This window comes from Pseudomonas sp. GW821-FHT02A11, from assembly GCF_059421985.1.
In genome coordinates, this window is sequence record NZ_JBWKWB010000002.1 from 211287 (window position 1) to 227044 (window position 15758).

Genomic DNA, 15758 nt, shown 5'->3' on the forward strand with positions numbered 1-15758 from the left:
TATATGAGCAAAATGTACCAGATAGTTAATTCCGCAGAAGTACCTCTGGGCCATTCATTTGCCAATCTGTTCGGTAATCGCCCAATTCCTTGGCGCGCTGAGCACTGAGGTCATTTCGCCGTGCGCGTAATACCTTGAAACAGATACCCTAGAGCGCTGTAAGCCGTTTTCGGATCAAGGAATGCCGCCGATGTCGCAACGCCAATCGACGCTGATCGCTCTGCTGGTCGCGGTTACGTTCTTCATGGAAAACCTCGACGCCACGGTAATCGCCACCGCCCTGCCACAGATGGCCGGGACCTTTGGCGTCGCCGCGGTGGACCTGAACATCGGCATGAGCGCCTACATGCTCGCGATTGCTGCGTTCATTCCCATCAGCGGCTGGCTGGCCGATCGTCTGGGGTCGCGTCTGGTGTTTGGCGGGGCGATCGTGCTGTTTACCGCTTCCTCGCTGTTGTGCGGCATCAGCACCAGCCTCGAAGCCTTCGTTGCCGCCCGGGTATTGCAGGGCATCAGCGGGGCGATGATGGTCCCGGTCGGGCGCCTGGCCGTGATGCGCGGGACTGAAAAGAAGGACCTGGTGCGGGCGATTTCGCTGATCACCTGGCCAGGCCTGGTGGCCCCGGTGCTTGGCCCGCCGCTGGGCGGGTTGATCGTCACCCACGCCTCCTGGCCGTGGATTTTCTACCTGAATTTGCCGCTGGGTATTCTGGCGCTGATCGCCACCTGGGTGCTGATCCCCCGGCGTAACGAGGTCAGCCAGCGCGCCTTCGATTTCGGCGGTTTCGTGCTGGTGGGCGTGGCCTGCATGGCGATCCTGTACGGCATGGAAATGCTCGGTCAGGGGCGCGCCAGTCAATGGCCGGGCCTGTTGTTGACGGGTGTCGGGCTGGTCAGTGGCGCTCTGGCGTGGATGCACATGCGCAGGCGCAACGAGCCGCTGATGAACGTGGCGGTGATCAGCATTCGCACCTTTAGCGTCAGCCTGCTGGGCGGGTCGCTGTTTCGCATCGCCATCAGCACCTTGCCGTTTCTGCTGCCGCTGATGTTTCAGCTTGGTTTTGGTCTGTCTGCGTTCGACGCCGGTTTGCTGGTGCTCGGCGTGTTCGCGGGAAATCTGGCGATGAAGCCTTTTACCAGCGCGATCATGCAACGCTGGGGTTTTCGCCCGGTGCTGATGGTCAATGGCTTGATTGGCGTGGTGGCCATTGCCGCCTGCGCGCTGCTCGATGAGCGCATGGGCTGGCCTTTGATCCTGCTGATCCTTTTTGTGGGCGGCCTGTCTCGCTCCATGCAGTTCACCGCGTTTAACACCTTGGGCTTTGCCGACGTGCCCAAGGCGCAGATGAGCGATGCTTCGACGATGTTCAGCATGTTCTTTCAATTGAGCATGGGATTGGGGGTGGCGATTGCGGCGTTGTTGCTGCGCGGCTCGATGTTGTTGCACAGTAATGCAGGGCAGGCACAGACCGCGGATTTCCAGCTGACGTTTGTCTGGGTGGCGCTCATTGCGCTCTTGGCGTTGCTGGATAACCGACGGCTGTCGGCGCAGTCGGGGGAGGCCGTGCTGCAGCGCAAGGCGTGATTTAGCTGCCGCGACGCAGATCAATCGCTGTGGGAGCGAACTCATTCGCCAGAGGCCAATACAGCCGAGAAACAGGCGTCGGATGTACGAATGTCTTGCGAATGAATTCGCTCCCACCGAATCGACTGCCGATCTGATGTGGCTAAAACCGTCACCCGGGTTGCGCGCTTTGACTATTGCCCATCGCCGCAGCAGGGCGGAGTATTTCCTCACTCAAACAATAAAAGTGTAAGGAAGCCACAATCATGCAGATCGAAGGCAAGGTGTTTCTGGTCAGTGGCGGCGCTTCGGGCCTGGGCGCGGCGACGGCGCAGATGCTGATCGAGGCGGGTGCCAGGGTGCTGCTGGTGGATGTCAATGCCCAGGCGCTCGACGCGCAGGTGCAAACGCTCGGCGCCAATGCCCGCGCCAGTGTCACCGACATCACCGATGAACAGGCGGCCAAGGCAGCGGTCGACAAGGCACTGGCCGAGTTCGGTCAGGTCAACGGCCTGATCAACTGCGCAGGCATCGTGGGTGCCGAAAAAATCCTCGGCAAGGAAGGCCCTCACGGTCTGGAGAGCTTCAGTCGAGTCATCAACGTCAACCTGATTGGCAGCTTCAACCTGCTGCGTCTGGCTGCTGCAGCCATGGCCGAAGGCACCCCGGATGGAGACGGCGAGCGTGGGGTGATCATCAACACCGCGTCGGTCGCCGCGTTCGATGGCCAGATTGGCCAGGCGGCTTACGCGGCGTCCAAAGGCGCCATCGCCAGCCTGACATTACCTGCCGCCCGTGAACTGGCGCGCTTCGGCATTCGCGTCATGACCATTGCCCCCGGCATTTTCGAAACACCGATGATGGCCGGGATGACCCCGCAAGTGCGCGAAAGCCTGTCTGCCGGTGTGCCGTTCCCGCCGCGCCTGGGCAAACCCGACGAATACGCCGCGCTGGCGCGCCATATCATCGAGAACAGCATGCTCAACGGTGAGGTGATCCGTCTCGACGGTGCCCTGCGCATGGCTGCCCGCTAATCGAGGACGTTCCATCATGAGTTTGAACCCCCATCAACACGACCCGGTTGTTATCGTCAGTGCAGTGCGCACGCCCATGGGCGGCTTTCAGGGTGACCTGAAGAGCCTCACCGCGCCGCAACTGGGCTCAGCGGCCATTCGCGCCGCCGTTGAACGCGCCAGCCTCCCGGCCAGCGAGGTCGAGCAGGTGTTGTTCGGCTGTGTGCTGCCTGCGGGGCTGGGCCAGGCGCCAGCCCGTCAAGCGGCCCTTGGCGCGGGCCTGGGCAATGGCACCCTGTGCACCACGTTGAACAAGATGTGCGGCTCGGGCATGCAGGCGGCGATCATGGCCCACGACCTGTTGCTGGCTGGCAGCGCCGACGTGGTAGTCGCCGGGGGCATGGAAAGCATGTCCAACGCCCCGTACCTGCTGGACAAGGCGCGCAGCGGCTACCGCATGGGCCACGGGCAGGTGATCGACCACATGTTCTACGACGGTCTGGAGGACGCCTACGAGCGCGGACGTCTCATGGGCACGTTTGCCGAAGAGTGTGCGTCGTTCGAGGGTTTCAGTCGTGAGGCGCAGGACGCCTTCGCCGTCGCTTCCCTGACCCGCGCCCAGGAAGCGATGAAGCAAGGCCGGTTCGAGGCCGAAATCGTGCCGCTTGAAGTGACCGTCGGCAAAGAGCAGAAGAGCATCAGCCAGGACGAGCAGCCGCCCAAGGCCAGGCTGGACAAGATTCCCCAGCTCAAACCGGCCTTTCGTGAGGGCGGTACGGTGACCGCAGCCAACTCCAGCTCGATCTCCGATGGCGCCGCTGCCCTGACCCTGATGCGTGAGTCAGAAGCGCAACGGCGAGGCTTGACGCCACTGGCGGTGATTCGCGGGCACGCCGCTTACGCCAGTAAACCCGGCCTGTTCCCGACCGCCCCCATCGGCGCCATTGAAAAGTTGATGAGCAAGACCGGCTGGTCGCTGGGCGAGGTCGATCTGTTCGAGATCAACGAAGCCTTCGCCGTCGTCGCGTTGGTGACCATGAGCAAGCTGGCGCTCTCCCACGAGAAGGTCAACGTCAACGGCGGCGCCTGCGCGCTGGGTCACCCCATCGGTGCCTCAGGAGCGCGAATACTGGTGACGCTGCTGTCTGCTCTTAAACAGCGTGGATTGAAGCGTGGCGTGGCGGCGATCTGCATCGGCGGCGGTGAGGCGACAGCGATGGCGGTTGAGATTTATTAATTTATAAAAATCAATCGCTTAAAAGCACTTGTTAAAGCTGGATAACATAGTTTCGAGATGCGCAACCAGTCCACTAAATGGATAAATAACAATGAGTTACAAAACAATCCTAAAAGAAGTCAAAGGTCGCGTTGCGCTGCTTACGCTCAACCGTCCGCAGGCACTTAATGCCCTGAACGCACAGTTGATCAGCGAACTCAACCACGCCCTGGAGGAGCTGGAGCAGGATCGTGGGGTGGGCTGCATTGTCCTGACCGGCTCCGCCAAGGCCTTCGCCGCGGGTGCGGATATCAAGGAAATGGCCGAGCTGACCTATCCGCAGATTTACCTTGACGACCTGTTCAGCGACAGCGATCGCGTCGCCGCCCGACGCAAACCGATCATCGCGGCGGTGTCGGGTTTCGCCTTGGGTGGCGGCTGTGAGCTGGCGCTGATGTGCGATTTCATTCTGGCGGCCGACAACGCAAAATTCGGCCAGCCGGAAATCAAGCTCGGCGTGTTGCCGGGCATGGGCGGCACCCAGCGCCTGACTCGTGCTGTCGGCAAGGCCAAGGCCATGGAAATGTGCCTGACCGGGCGCATGATCGATGCCATCGAAGCGGAGCGTTCGGGACTGGTTGCGCGCATCGTGCCCCAAGAGCAACTGCTCGAAGAGGCCCTGAAGGTCGCCGAGGGCATCGCCGCCAAGTCGCTGCCGGTGACAATGATGGTCAAGGAGAGCGTCAACCGTGCCTTCGAAGTCAGCCTGTCCGAAGGTATTCGTTTCGAGCGCCGCGTGTTTCATTCAGCGTTTGCCAGTGAAGATCAGAAAGAAGGCATGGCGGCGTTCATCGAAAAGCGCGAACCGGTGTTCAGACATCGTTGATCACGCGTCCTTGGTGGCCAAGGGGCTGTAATGAACGCCGCCTTCTGTGATGTTCAGTGTGGCTTTGGCGCTTCTGAGCCTCAGCGGCCTCTGGCTGTCGATGCTCAGTCCCGCCGTTTGGGGCGTCTGTGGCGTGGGCGCGGCTTCGTCCAGCACGCCACACACCAGCGGTTGGTCGGGGTCACCCTCGAAAAACCGCACGCTGAGCCTGGCTCCCGCAGGCTGGCGATCCAGGCGACTGACCGTTCGGGCGTGGCTGGCCTGGGGAGCATCCTCGGTTTGCCAGTCATAGCGGATTCGCACACGGCCCGTGCGGTCGGGTTCGTCGCCCAGTTGCATGGCCCGCTCCGCGCCGGTGGCCAGCGCTTTGGGATGGTTCAAGGCCGGACGAAACGGCATCGTCCATGGAAGGACCTGAAAATGATTCTCGTAATGCGCAAGCGGCGATTTCATCCCGGCAGGCTTGAGCGCCAACACGCCGGGGGTGCCTTTGATGGCGCTTGCAGACGCCATCGCCTGCACCATGTGCATCACTTCGCGGGCCGAACACCTGCGCAGTGGCGCCAGTTGCCAGGCCGTGTGCCGTACGCCAGTCAGCAGCCATTGGTCGTTGAACAGCGGATCAGGGTGATGTTCGACCCGAATCACCTGACCACTGCGCAGGGAGGGCTGAACACTGCTCCCGATGATGTCCCGGCGCTCGCAGCGTAGACGCTCCAGCAAGCGCCCGCGCACCTGCCCCAGCCGCTCGGGGGAGGTATTCAGCCCGTAGGGCATCCAGCGTTTTTGGTTGTCGGCGTCCGCCTTCGCTGACGTGGCGCCTGTGCTGGGCGGGGAGTAATACTCGCCTGCGTGAGTGCTGTAGCAGTCGCGTGCCGAAAGACGCTCGGCAAGATGGTCCACCGCTGTGGCAGCGGGCCATTCAGGAAACCCTGTCGGGTCATCGGAAAACACCAGCACGTGGCGATCGGGAGCGTGTTCGAAGCGAAAGCTGATGCCTTCTTCCTCACACAGTCGACAGAGAAAGTGCATGTCGCTTTCGTCGTATTGCAGGCAGTGTTCGCGCGGTGGATAGACGCCGAAAAAACGCTCGAAGCGAAAGCCGCTGTCAGGAAGCTGGTGATGATGTAGCAACGTGGCAATGATGTCGGGCACGCTCAGGCCGTTGAACACTTGGCGCCGGGGCGCTCCGGCCAGGTGTTGCAAGGCGGGCATCAACAGCAGGCGATACAGGCTCAGCGGCTGACCTGCGTGTAACTGATGCATCTGCTGAATCCGTCCGTGTATGCCGTCGCCAACGTCGTCACCGCGAGCCAGTTGCAGCCAGGCACTGCGTTGCACAAACGAGTGGCAGGCCAGCGCAGGGGCAGCGCTCACCAAGTCGACCTCGAAGCAGAACGGTGCGTTCAGTTGATCGCGGCCGTTGACCCCGATGACCTGGAAATCGTGCGGGCCGCCGTCGATGGCCAAGGTCATTGTCACGTGCGAGTCGTCGCGCATCTGCTGGTACACCCTGAAATTTCGAGGTGCAGAGGGTACGTAAAGCCACAGAGCAAAAGGGCGCATTCTCGATTTTCGGAAATGGCCTACAGGTCGGATCGACTAATCTCGGCCGTTGCGGCGATGTTTTCCTCGAAACTTATTGGCCTCTGCTTGATCGATGGCAGCACGTCGGGGGTTTCATCTGGCGCCCGCGCGTATAAAATGCGGCGGGCGCCCGATTTCGTCGTGGCGCGTCGACGTACCGATCACCCTATTCAGCATTAATCGTCTGCTGTCCTGCGCGCCACGCAGGGCGCATCGCGACGGTCAATCGCCATTGAGACAAGAGAGCAATCATGGGCGCACAGTGGAAGGTCAAACACAAAGAAGCAGCAGCCAACGCCAAGGGCAAGATTTTCGGCAAGCTATCCAAGGAAATCATGATTGCCGCGCGCGCCGGTGCCGACCCGGACATGAACTCCCGTCTGCGTCTGGTGGTCGAACAGGCGAAAAAAGCCTCGATGCCCCGTGAAACCCTGGAGCGTGCGATCAAGAAGGGCGCGGGTTTGCTGGGCGAGCACGTTCACTTCGAAAAACTCACCTACGAAGGCTTCGCGCCGCACCAGGTGCCGGTGATCGTCGAGTGCCTGACCGACAACGTGAACCGCACCGTTGCCGAGATCCGCGTACTGTTCCGCAAGGGCCAACTGGGCGCTTCGGGTTCCGTGACCTGGGATTTCGAACACCTGGGCATGATCGAAGCCACTGCCACCAAGGCCGACGCCGATCCGGATGAAGCGGCGATCGAAGCCGGTGCTCAGGACGTCGAAGCCGGTGATGATGGTGTAACCCTGTTCTACACCGAGACCACCGACCTGGACGCCGTGTGCAAGGCGCTGCCTGATCAGGGTTTTAACGTGGAGTCGGCAAAAATCGGCTATCGCCCGAAAAATCCGGTGTCGGGCCTGAGCGATGAACAAATGGCCGAGGTCGAGGCGTTTTTGGAGGCCATCGACAGCCATGATGACGTGCAGGAATTCTATGTAGGTCTGGCGGGCTGATTCGACTTAGATCGATCGTTTTCTGTGGGAGCGAATTCAGTTGCGAAAAGGCTCCAGACACCAGTGATGTGTCGCCGGAACTGCCTTCTCGCGAATGAATTCGCTCCCACAGGTTACGCGTCCGTTGTATCGGTTCAGGGTCCACGTCAGGGAGCCAGCAGGCCTTCTATTTCTGCAAAGGCCGGGCGCCCCATTGGCGCTGACTGAACACAGCTCGCCTGCAATTCCCGTAGCGCTGCGGTTTGCTCATCCGTCCCGTCGCAACACGTCAGCAACTCCCCCAGCAAGATTCCGAATGCTTGCACCTCGATGCGCTCGAGCAGCAATCCCGTATCCGCATCGGGATAAAACGCCGCCGCGCCAAAGTCTCCCAACAGACTCTCGCCGCTTTCTTCCCACAGCACGTTGTGGGCGTACAGGTCGCCGTGATTGATGCCGTGGGCATGCAAATGGCGGCAGGCCGAAGCGATCCCACGAACCATGCGTCTTAAGGTCGGCACACTCAGCCGCGTGCCGTTGTAGACATCCCGGGTGCAGGATTCCAGGCTCGGCGGCCGGGCCAGGGTGAGAAAGCTTGGGGAGATCAGCTGCATCACCAGTCCGCGCGCCTGCTGCGGATGACCGAATACCTGGCCTTCGACCGGGATCAGATTCGTGTGCTGGCCTGCCGCGATGCAGGCGGCCATCTCGTTCGAAGGCGTGCCATCGCTGGTCAGCTCGCCCTTGTAGAGTTTGACGGCCACTTGCTGCGCAATGCCGTCTTCATCGAGCCACTGAGCTTGCTGAATCACCCCTGAAGCCCCTTCGCCGAGCAGTTTGTGCAGCGTCAGTTGCTGCCAGGGAATCTGCCGGATCGGTGCTTCGGTGTGGATGTCATTGAGCGGGTTGCCGGAGAAGGCCAGCCAGGCGAGGGAGGGCATTTGCAGCAGCCACCGCGGCAATTGGCGAATCCGGTTGGAGGCGATGCGCAGCAGTTCAAGACGCGTGCAGTGTTGCAGGGATTGCGGCAGCTGCTGCAGGCGATTGCCCGAAAGCATGAGCTTTTGCAGGTGCCTGCACTGGCCCAGCTCGTCCGGCAGCGACTCGAGGCGGTTGTCGGTCAGTACCAGGGAGCTCAGGCTGGGCGGCAGGGCGCGAGGGGACACCTCGCTGATGCGGCAGGCCTTGAAGCCGATGAAAAACAGATTCTCGCACTGACCGAGGGCTTCCGGCAGCCGGGTGAACGGGTTGTTGGAGCAGAACAGGATTTTGAGATGCTTGAGCCGGTGCAGATCGGCGGGCAAGTCGGTCAACTGGTTGTCGGTCAGGTTCAGCACTTCCAGCGAGTCGCTGAGGCTGAAAATCTCGTCAGGAAATGCCGTGAGGCCGCAGCTGAGGTCCAGCCGCTTGATGCCCGCCAGTGTGCCGGCGCGCAGATCTGCGAGGGTGTGCATAAGGGTGAGGCCCCCAGAGTCCGTTGGCCCGCCATCATAGCGAGTTGGCAGCGTTTGCGCTCAGCCCAGGCAGCGATCAAGCAACTGGTGCATGCGTGCAAGAGTAGGGGCCGACTCGGCGTAGAGAATGCGGTAAACCATCGGCGCCACCACGGCGTCGATCAATTCATCGGCGCATGGGCTGCGTTCGCCGCGCAATTGCGCACGATCGATGATGATTTGCAGCTGATCGCGGACCATGTTCAGGCACTTGCCCGAGCACAACGTGGCGCTGCTGGCCACCACATCGCGCATCATTTCTCGGCCCGGCGCCGAGTTGGTCTCTTCCAGATAGACCTCGACCCAGGTGCGCAGGTCGTCGCGCAGGTTGCCGCAATCTACCGGTTCGTCAGGGCGAAGGCGCTCGACTGCGGCATCGGCGAGCAATGAAGTGAGGTCGCCCCAGCGCCGGTAAATGGTCGACGGCGTCACGCCTGCGCGGGCAGCAATCATGGGCACGCTGAGCGCCGAACGCTCCTGTTCCTGCAGCAGATCGCGCACTGCGGCGTGGATCGATGTCTGCACCCGGGCGCTGCGCCCGCCAGTGCGTATACCTTCTTTGATAGCCATGGAGCGGACCTTAACACAAAGTATTTGCTTTAAGCAGAATCTGCTCGCACACTCTCTAACGCAAATTCGTAGCTTTTGTGGTGTGCTTTTTCGGGAGAGTGTACTCGTGTCTGATTCTTTGCAGAACCCGCAACACGATGGTCGGGGCCCAAGCCACCTGGTTTACCTGGCGTTCGTGATGCTGTGCTTTTTCGCCGCCTCCAGCGCGCCGACGCCGCTTTATCACGTTTACCAACAAGCCTGGGGCTTTTCCTCGGCTCTGCTGACGCTGATTTTTGCCGTGTATGCCTTGAGCCTGCTGGCGACGCTGCTGGTGTTCGGTTCACTCTCGGATTATCTGGGGCGGCGTCCGGTGATCTTCGCGGCGCTGGTGCTGGAGATTGTGTCCCTGCTGCTGTTTATCAGCGCCACCGATGTCAGCTGGTTGATTGCTGCTCGCGTGTTGCAGGGCATCGCCACGGGGATCGCCACCAGTGCCCTCGGCGCTGCAATGCTCGACACCTCGCAAACCCAAGGGCCGCTGATCAACAGCATCGCGCCCATGTTCGGCATGGCGTTGGGCGCGCTCGGCACCAGCGCACTGGTGCAATACGCGCCGTGGCCAATGATACTGGCGTACGCGTTGCTGCTGGCGGCGTTCGTTGGGCAGTTGCTATACCTGTGGTGGGTGCAGGAAACCGTGACGCCGCAGCCCGGTGTGCTGAGAACCCTGAAGCCGGCGCTGTCGGTGCCGCAAAGGGCGCGCAGCACCTTGCTGCTGGTATTGCCGGCGGACATCGCGGCGTGGGCGCTGGGAGGCTTCTTCCTGTCGCTGGCGCCTTCATTGCTGGCGGCGGCCACTGGGTCGACCTCGGTGCTCAACGGAGGCCTTGCCGTGGCCGCGCTGACGATCAGCGGTGCGATTTCGATCATGAACCTGCGCCTCAAGGCGCCGCGGCTGGCGCTGTTGGTCGGCTGCAGTTTCCTGGCGGTCGGGGTTTCGGTGGTGCTGGTGGCAGTGGATCTGGGCTGGCTCTGGCTGTTCTTCACTGGCGCCGTGGTGGCAGGCATCGGTTTTGGCGCAAGCTTTCTCGGGGCGCTGCGTCTGTTGCTGCCCCTGGCTCATGCTCACGAGCGGGCCGGTCTGATGTCGGCGTTCCTGGCGCTGAGTTACCTGGCGTTCTGCATCCCGGCGTTGCTGGCGGGGCTGGCGGTCAAGACCGAAGGCCTGATCGTCACCACCAACGTTTACGGCGCTGTCGTGGTCGTGCTGGCCCTGCTGGCGCTGGGCGGTCTGCTGATCCGCCGCAGTGCAGACGCCAGGGCGGCCTGATCTGGCGTGGCGGGCGCTCGAGCTTCTGCTAGTTTCTTTGCTGTGTTGTCAGCCCTCATAAAAACAATCACAGGGAACCACGGATGAATGACAGAAGCGACGCGCCCGCCAGCGCGCATTACACCCGGCATCATCAGCAGTCCATTGAGGCCCCCGAAGCCTATTGGGCCGAGCAGGCACGGCAGGTGGCCTGGTACCACGCCCCCACACAAACGCTGCAGGCCATGCCTGACGGCACCCATCGCTGGTTCGCCGACGGCCAGCTCAACAGTAGCTATCTGGCGCTGGATCATCAGATCGAGTTGGGGCGCGGCGACCAACTGGCGCTGATCTACGACTCGCCCGTCACTGACCATCAGGCCAGTTTCACCTTTGATCAATTGCGTGACGAGGTCGCACGGCTGGCTGGGCTGCTGCGCCAGATGGGCGTGGAGAAGGGCGACGGCGTGATCATCTACATGCCGATGATCCCCCAGGCGGCCATGGCCATGCTCGCCTGTGCACGGATCGGTGCGGTGCATTCCGTGGTGTTTGGCGGCTTTGCGCCCCACGAACTGGCCCTGCGCATCGATGACCTCAAACCCCGTTTGCTGCTCACCGCGTCCTGCGGGCTGGAGTTCGACCGGGTGATTCCTTACAAGCCTTTAGTCGACAAGGCCCTGACCCTGACGCGGTTTCAGCCTGAACACATGCTGCTCTGGCAGCGCCCGCAATGCGTCGCGCCGTTGCAGGCGGGCAGGGATCTGGACTGGCAACAGGCGCTGGAAGGTGTCGAGCCGGTGGGGCCTGTGCCGGTATCGAGCCTCGATCCGCTTTACATCCTCTATACCTCCGGCACGACCGGCAAACCCAAAGGCATCGTGCGCGAAAACGGCGGCCATGCCGTGGCAATGCGCTACACCCTGAATCAGGTGTACGGCATGCGCGCCGGGGACGTCTGGTGGGGGATTTCCGATGTGGGCTGGGTGGTCGGTCATACGCTGATCGTCTACGGGCCGCTGATGGCTGGTTGCACGACGATTTTCTACGAAGGCAAACCGATCCGGACCCCGAATGCCGGGGCGTACTGGCGTATTATCGAGCAGTATCGGGTCAATGCGCTGTTCTGCGCCCCGACCGCGATGCGCGCGATTCGCAAGGAAGACCCCGAAGGGCGCCTGCTTGAGGGGCGTGACTTGAGTTCGATTCGCCAGCTGTTTCTGGCCGGGGAGAAACTCGACTCCAGCACCCACCACTGGCTTGAACGGCTGACCGGCAAGCCGGTGCTCGATCACTGGTGGCAGACCGAAACCGGCTGGCCGGTGACCGCGCCGTGCCTGGGCCTGGAAGGCCATGAACCGGCTCCGGGGTCAAGCAATCGCGCTGTGCCGGGTTATGCCGTTCAGGTGGTCGATGAAGAAGGACGCCTGCTCAAACCGGGCGAACAGGGCTCGATCGTCATCGCCTTGCCCTTGCCGCCGGGCTGCAGCCAAACGCTATGGGGCGACCATTCGCGCTACCTGCAGGCGTACTTGCAAACCTTCCCCGGTTACTACAACACCGGAGATGGAGGCTTCATCGACGAGCAGGGTTTCGTCTACATCATGGGGCGCACGGATGATGTGATAAACGTCTCGGGGCATCGCTTGTCCACGGGCGAGATGGAAGACTTGGTCGGCCAGCACCCCGCAGTCGCAGAGAGTGCGGTGATTGGCGTACACGACGAGATCAAGGGTCAGGTGCCGCTGGCGTTGGTGGTGCTCAAGGATGGTGTGGAGCAGGGTGCAGAAGAGGTACAGCGAGAACTGATCGCACGGGTGCGTGAACGTATCGGCGCGCTGGCCTGTTTCAATCGGGTGGTCATCGTCAAGCGCTTGCCAAAAACCCGCTCGGGCAAGACCTTGCGTGCGGTGCTGCGCAAGATCGCCGATGGCGAGGCGTACACGGTGCCCGCGACCATCGACGATCCGGCGATTCTGGGGGAAATCGCCAGCGCTCTGGCTTGAGCAGGGGTTTGTAGAAAAATGTGTCACGGACGATACATTTGCTTCAAGTTGTCATGGCGGCGGCCGACATGCTTGGCAGGACAATAACGATCCGTTCAAGCATGGAGCTGCCATGACAGCGATTTCTTCGATCTCGGCCACGCAACCCCTGGTTGTTGCGAACACAGCGGCGACCACCCCGGTAGTCAGCGCGTTCGCCGAATCTGCAAGCACGGCTGCCTCACCCTCGTCGGTCGTGACCCTGGGCGAAGACACCCGCGTCGCCGCTGCCCAGACCTACAGCGTGCGCAGCCTGTTCGCCAATGCCGCCGTGGCGCCTGCCTGGGAATACACCCGGCAGGACAAGGTCTCGCTGAACATGATGGGCAACTTCAACACCACGTATGGCGCTGCCCGCTTTCAAGGGCTGGGAGCAACGCTGCTCACTCAGCTTGCGCAGACCGGCCAGAACATTTCCCAGTCGGTGATTCGCTCAACCACCGGTTCGGCGCTGGAGCCTGCCGAGCTGTCAGCCGCCCAGGCAAAATTGCGCAGCGACACTCCTGACAACAACACCATCAGCCTGACCCTCAAGACCGCCAGTGGCAAAGCCGTGCAATTGACCTTGTCCGCCAGCGACAACGGCCTGGCGGTCAAGACGGATGTCAGTGGTGGCGAACTGAGCGATGATGAACTTCAGGCCTTGGGCAAGATGGCCGATGGTTTTCAATCGGCCATCGACGGCCTGACGGCCAAGCCGCCGCAACTCAAGCTCGACGCCTTGACCCAGTTCGACAGCCAGGTGTTTTCGTCGATCGACCTGAACACCCGCTTCAAGCTCGACGACGGCAGCATCCAGACCTTCTCGCTGCAGGCCGATGAAGACCAGCGTTCGGTGCGCCTGAGCGGGCCGTCCGGGGACCTGGATGTGTCCGTGGACCTGAAAAATGCCGCGATCATCGGCAACAGCGACCAGCAGGACAAGGCGTTGAAGGGGTATGTCAGTCAGATCGAGGCGGCGCGCAAGCGAGGCGACGGCGATCCTGCGCTGTTGTCCATGTTCGAGGATGCCTTCAAGACCCTGCACAGCCACTACCCAGGCGTGCGCGAGTCGACCGCGCCACAGACGGTCAACTCGATCCAGCTTACCGACACCGATCACGGCCTGCTCACAGGCCTGGCCGACTTCAGCGCGTCGGTCAAAGAGAAAACCGAAGCCAGCAACCCGGCGCGCCCCGACGAGCTGGACAGCTTTGCTTATGATCTGTCGCAGAAAACCCAAGCCAAGGGCCGTGATCAGCTCAACCGCACCGTGGTGCAGGACCAGCAGTCGCATCTGGTCGCGGCTTATCACAAGCCGCTGACAGCCGGGCAGAAGCTGGAATTGAGCCGCGACCCGAAATCGCAGAACTACCTGTATTACGAGATCAACGATTCTGCCAGCAGCAAGGCCAGCATCGGCTACGACAAGGGAGCGCTGGTGCAGGCGTCTGTCACTCAGTCGGCGAGTCAGTCCACGCGTATTTCCAAATATGTGATGGGTCATCTGGAGAGTCAGACCCTGACTCCATCGTCGTCGAATAAAACCCGTAACTTCCTCAGCGTGCTGCAACAGGCGCTGCAGCAAGACAAGGAAGCGAAACTGGGGCGGGGCACGTCGACGCTCAAAGAGACCCTGGCCGGGATTCAAAGCCAGGTGCTGCTGCAGAACGATCCGGGCAAGCTCGATAGCTGAGGTTGAGGTACGGCCAGCACATTGATTTCTGAACTCGCCAATCCCTGTGTAGCGAATTCATTCGCGAGAGGACGGTACAGCCGACACATCTCTGTCAGCCGTACCATTTTTCGCGAATGAATTCGCTCCCACAGGGGCGTGCAAATTCTGTCAGATAGCAGGCGCAGCGATACCGCTTCTTCAGATCGGCTGCTTCAACGCCTGACGCGCCGCCTGGGCGGCCGGGTCATCCGCAGGCCCGACCACCGCATAGTTGTAACCCCCTCCTGACCAGTAATTGGCCTGTAACTCGCCATCGCGGCGCGTCCCCGGTGGCAGCAGATGATTGTTCGCACCCGGCGGACGGATGTAGAAGCTCAATGTGCGCCCCTGCTCATCCTTGTACACCACCATCGCCGCCGCGCCCTGTTCGGTGCTGATCAGGCGTCCGCTCACCGGTTTGAAACCCGCCGATTCCAGATCGGGCAGGCGATTGGCCTGGGCGAAGTTCTTGTCCAGCCAGACCTGCACGTTGTTCGGTTTGGCAGTGTTCCAGTCGCTGGCCATGTTGTCGTTGACCGCAAACATGCGATACGCCTGCACCGCGTCGGCCATGGGCAGCACGTTGTTGGCCAGGGTCATCTCTCGGGCCTGCCAGCCGCTCAGGCCGCCGACGCTGACGGCGATCAGCAACACCGCGGCCATTGCCAGGTGTCGCGTACGGTTGCGCCGCAGACGCTGGCGGATGTAGGCCGGGTCCAGTTCCGGGTTGACCGGTCTATGCAGCTCGCCGCTGAGGCCGGCGCGCAGATTCTGTGCGTCCAGCTGCCAGGCCAGCACCTGTCTGGCCATCTCCGGGTTGGCCGTCAGCCAGGTTTCCATGGTTTGTTGATCGGCATCGTTGAGCAGGCCATCGACGTAGGCGTGCAAGTCGCGTTCGCTGGGGGGCAAGGTGATCATTTCAGTATCCGCAGGGCAGGGGTGGTGATTTCGCCTTCGCTGAGCAGGCGCAGGGCCTGACGCGCGCGAGACAGGCGGGACATGACGGTGCCCACCGGGACGTCGAGGATTTCTGCGACCTGGTTGTAGGTCAGGCCTTCGACCGTCACCCACAACAGCAGGGCGCGCTGTTCGGTGTTGAGGCGCTCGAACGCCTGCAAGGTGGTCTGGGCCACCACCGTACGCTCCACGGAAGGCTCGTAATGCTCCTCCTTGCCCCCCGTGAACAGCTCGAGCATGCGGCTGTATCGGCGCGAACGTCGATGAGCATCGAGAAATTGCCTATAAAGAATGGAGAAAAGCCAGGCACGCAGGTCTCCGTCCGGCCGTTTGCTGTCCCAGGCTGACAAGGCTTTTTCCAGGCTCGACTGCACCAGATCGTCAGCGCTGCTGTAATCGCGGGTCAGCGATACCGCGAAGCGGCGCATTCGCGGCAGCAGTTCCCGGAGTTGATCGTCGACATCGTTCATTGCAGGGTTTCCAGGTCGATCGGCAGGATCGCTCG

General features: G+C 61.7%; 13 protein-coding genes. 8 read left to right on the forward strand and 5 right to left on the reverse strand.

The features are described from left to right. Positions 1 to 190 precede the first annotated feature (190 nt). From AC07V9_RS03470 to AC07V9_RS03485, 4 genes are all read left to right on the forward strand, one after another. Positions 191 to 1585, forward strand: coding sequence for an MFS transporter (locus tag AC07V9_RS03470; RefSeq protein WP_495014298.1), 1395 nt, complete (start codon positions 191 to 193; stop codon positions 1583 to 1585). Between the two features lie 245 nt (positions 1586 to 1830). Next, positions 1831 to 2598 carry an SDR family NAD(P)-dependent oxidoreductase gene (locus AC07V9_RS03475; protein WP_495014299.1) on the forward strand — a complete coding sequence of 256 codons (768 nt, stop codon included), beginning with the start codon at positions 1831 to 1833 and terminating at the stop codon, positions 2596 to 2598. 16 nt (positions 2599 to 2614) lie between these two features. After that, positions 2615 to 3814, forward strand: coding sequence for an acetyl-CoA C-acyltransferase (locus AC07V9_RS03480; RefSeq protein WP_495014300.1), 1200 nt, complete (start codon positions 2615 to 2617; stop codon positions 3812 to 3814). A gap of 91 nt (positions 3815 to 3905) precedes the next feature. Next, a complete protein-coding gene (locus AC07V9_RS03485) occupies positions 3906 to 4679 on the forward strand; it encodes an enoyl-CoA hydratase (protein ID WP_495014301.1) in 774 nt (257 codons plus the stop codon). Here AC07V9_RS03485 and tssI read toward each other — a convergent pair whose 3' ends face one another. Continuing rightward, positions 4680 to 6179, reverse strand: a complete 1500-nt coding sequence (gene tssI / locus AC07V9_RS03490; RefSeq protein WP_495014302.1) for a type VI secretion system tip protein TssI/VgrG — start codon at positions 6177 to 6179, stop codon at positions 4680 to 4682. It lies immediately after the preceding gene. Positions 6180 to 6517: 338 nt separating this feature from the next. Here tssI and AC07V9_RS03495 point away from each other — a divergent pair, with 338 nt between their 5' ends. Beyond that, complete coding sequence (locus AC07V9_RS03495; protein WP_495014303.1) at positions 6518 to 7222, forward strand: YebC/PmpR family DNA-binding transcriptional regulator; 705 nt, start codon at positions 6518 to 6520, stop codon at positions 7220 to 7222. A gap of 146 nt (positions 7223 to 7368) precedes the next feature. On the opposite strand, the gene AC07V9_RS03500 is transcribed toward AC07V9_RS03495, so the two are convergent. Beyond that, entirely contained in the window at positions 7369 to 8655 is a 1287-nt protein-coding gene (locus AC07V9_RS03500) for a leucine-rich repeat-containing protein kinase family protein (protein WP_495014304.1), read from the reverse strand. Between the two features lie 60 nt (positions 8656 to 8715). Then, positions 8716 to 9264 carry a TetR/AcrR family transcriptional regulator gene (locus tag AC07V9_RS03505; protein ID WP_495014305.1) on the reverse strand — a complete coding sequence of 183 codons (549 nt, stop codon included), beginning with the start codon at positions 9262 to 9264 and terminating at the stop codon, positions 8716 to 8718. A gap of 106 nt (positions 9265 to 9370) precedes the next feature. Between AC07V9_RS03505 and AC07V9_RS03510 the strand changes: the two genes are divergently transcribed. From AC07V9_RS03510 to AC07V9_RS03520, 3 genes are all read left to right on the forward strand, one after another. Then, positions 9371 to 10576 carry an MFS transporter gene (locus tag AC07V9_RS03510; protein ID WP_495014306.1) on the forward strand — a complete coding sequence of 402 codons (1206 nt, stop codon included), beginning with the start codon at positions 9371 to 9373 and terminating at the stop codon, positions 10574 to 10576. Positions 10577 to 10659: 83 nt separating this feature from the next. After that, complete coding sequence (locus AC07V9_RS03515; protein ID WP_495014307.1) at positions 10660 to 12561, forward strand: propionyl-CoA synthetase; 1902 nt, start codon at positions 10660 to 10662, stop codon at positions 12559 to 12561. Between the two features lie 112 nt (positions 12562 to 12673). After that, complete coding sequence (locus tag AC07V9_RS03520) at positions 12674 to 14275, forward strand: lactate dehydrogenase (protein WP_495014308.1); 1602 nt, start codon at positions 12674 to 12676, stop codon at positions 14273 to 14275. 180 nt (positions 14276 to 14455) lie between these two features. Here the strand turns inward: AC07V9_RS03520 and AC07V9_RS03525 are convergent, their stop codons facing one another. Next, the gene (locus AC07V9_RS03525; protein ID WP_495014309.1) at positions 14456 to 15214 is read right to left on the reverse strand and encodes an anti-sigma factor family protein; all 759 of its coding nucleotides are present in this window, start codon (positions 15212 to 15214) and stop codon (positions 14456 to 14458) included. Further along, positions 15211 to 15723, reverse strand: coding sequence for a sigma-70 family RNA polymerase sigma factor (locus tag AC07V9_RS03530; protein ID WP_495014310.1), 513 nt, complete (start codon positions 15721 to 15723; stop codon positions 15211 to 15213). Before AC07V9_RS03530 ends, AC07V9_RS03525 begins: the two co-directional genes overlap by 4 nt. Positions 15724 to 15758 lie beyond the last annotated feature (35 nt).

Excerpts from the sequence above, each read along its gene's own strand:
- AC07V9_RS03485 (WP_495014301.1), top strand. The coding sequence starts at position 3,906 with ATGAGTTACAAAACAATCCTAAAAGAAGTCAAAGGTCGCGTTGCGCTG.
- tssI (WP_495014302.1), bottom strand. The coding sequence starts at position 6,179 with ATGCGCGACGACTCGCACGTGACAATGACCTTGGCCATCGACGGCGGC.
- AC07V9_RS03520 (WP_495014308.1), top strand. The coding sequence starts at position 12,674 with ATGACAGCGATTTCTTCGATCTCGGCCACGCAACCCCTGGTTGTTGCG.
- AC07V9_RS03480 (WP_495014300.1), top strand. The coding sequence starts at position 2,615 with ATGAGTTTGAACCCCCATCAACACGACCCGGTTGTTATCGTCAGTGCA.
- AC07V9_RS03470 (WP_495014298.1), top strand. The coding sequence starts at position 191 with ATGTCGCAACGCCAATCGACGCTGATCGCTCTGCTGGTCGCGGTTACG.
- AC07V9_RS03475 (WP_495014299.1), top strand. The coding sequence starts at position 1,831 with ATGCAGATCGAAGGCAAGGTGTTTCTGGTCAGTGGCGGCGCTTCGGGC.
- AC07V9_RS03530 (WP_495014310.1), bottom strand. The coding sequence starts at position 15,723 with ATGAACGATGTCGACGATCAACTCCGGGAACTGCTGCCGCGAATGCGC.
- AC07V9_RS03525 (WP_495014309.1), bottom strand. The coding sequence starts at position 15,214 with ATGATCACCTTGCCCCCCAGCGAACGCGACTTGCACGCCTACGTCGAT.
- AC07V9_RS03495 (WP_495014303.1), top strand. The coding sequence starts at position 6,518 with ATGGGCGCACAGTGGAAGGTCAAACACAAAGAAGCAGCAGCCAACGCC.
- AC07V9_RS03505 (WP_495014305.1), bottom strand. The coding sequence starts at position 9,264 with ATGGCTATCAAAGAAGGTATACGCACTGGCGGGCGCAGCGCCCGGGTG.
- AC07V9_RS03500 (WP_495014304.1), bottom strand. The coding sequence starts at position 8,655 with ATGCACACCCTCGCAGATCTGCGCGCCGGCACACTGGCGGGCATCAAG.
- AC07V9_RS03515 (WP_495014307.1), top strand. The coding sequence starts at position 10,660 with ATGAATGACAGAAGCGACGCGCCCGCCAGCGCGCATTACACCCGGCAT.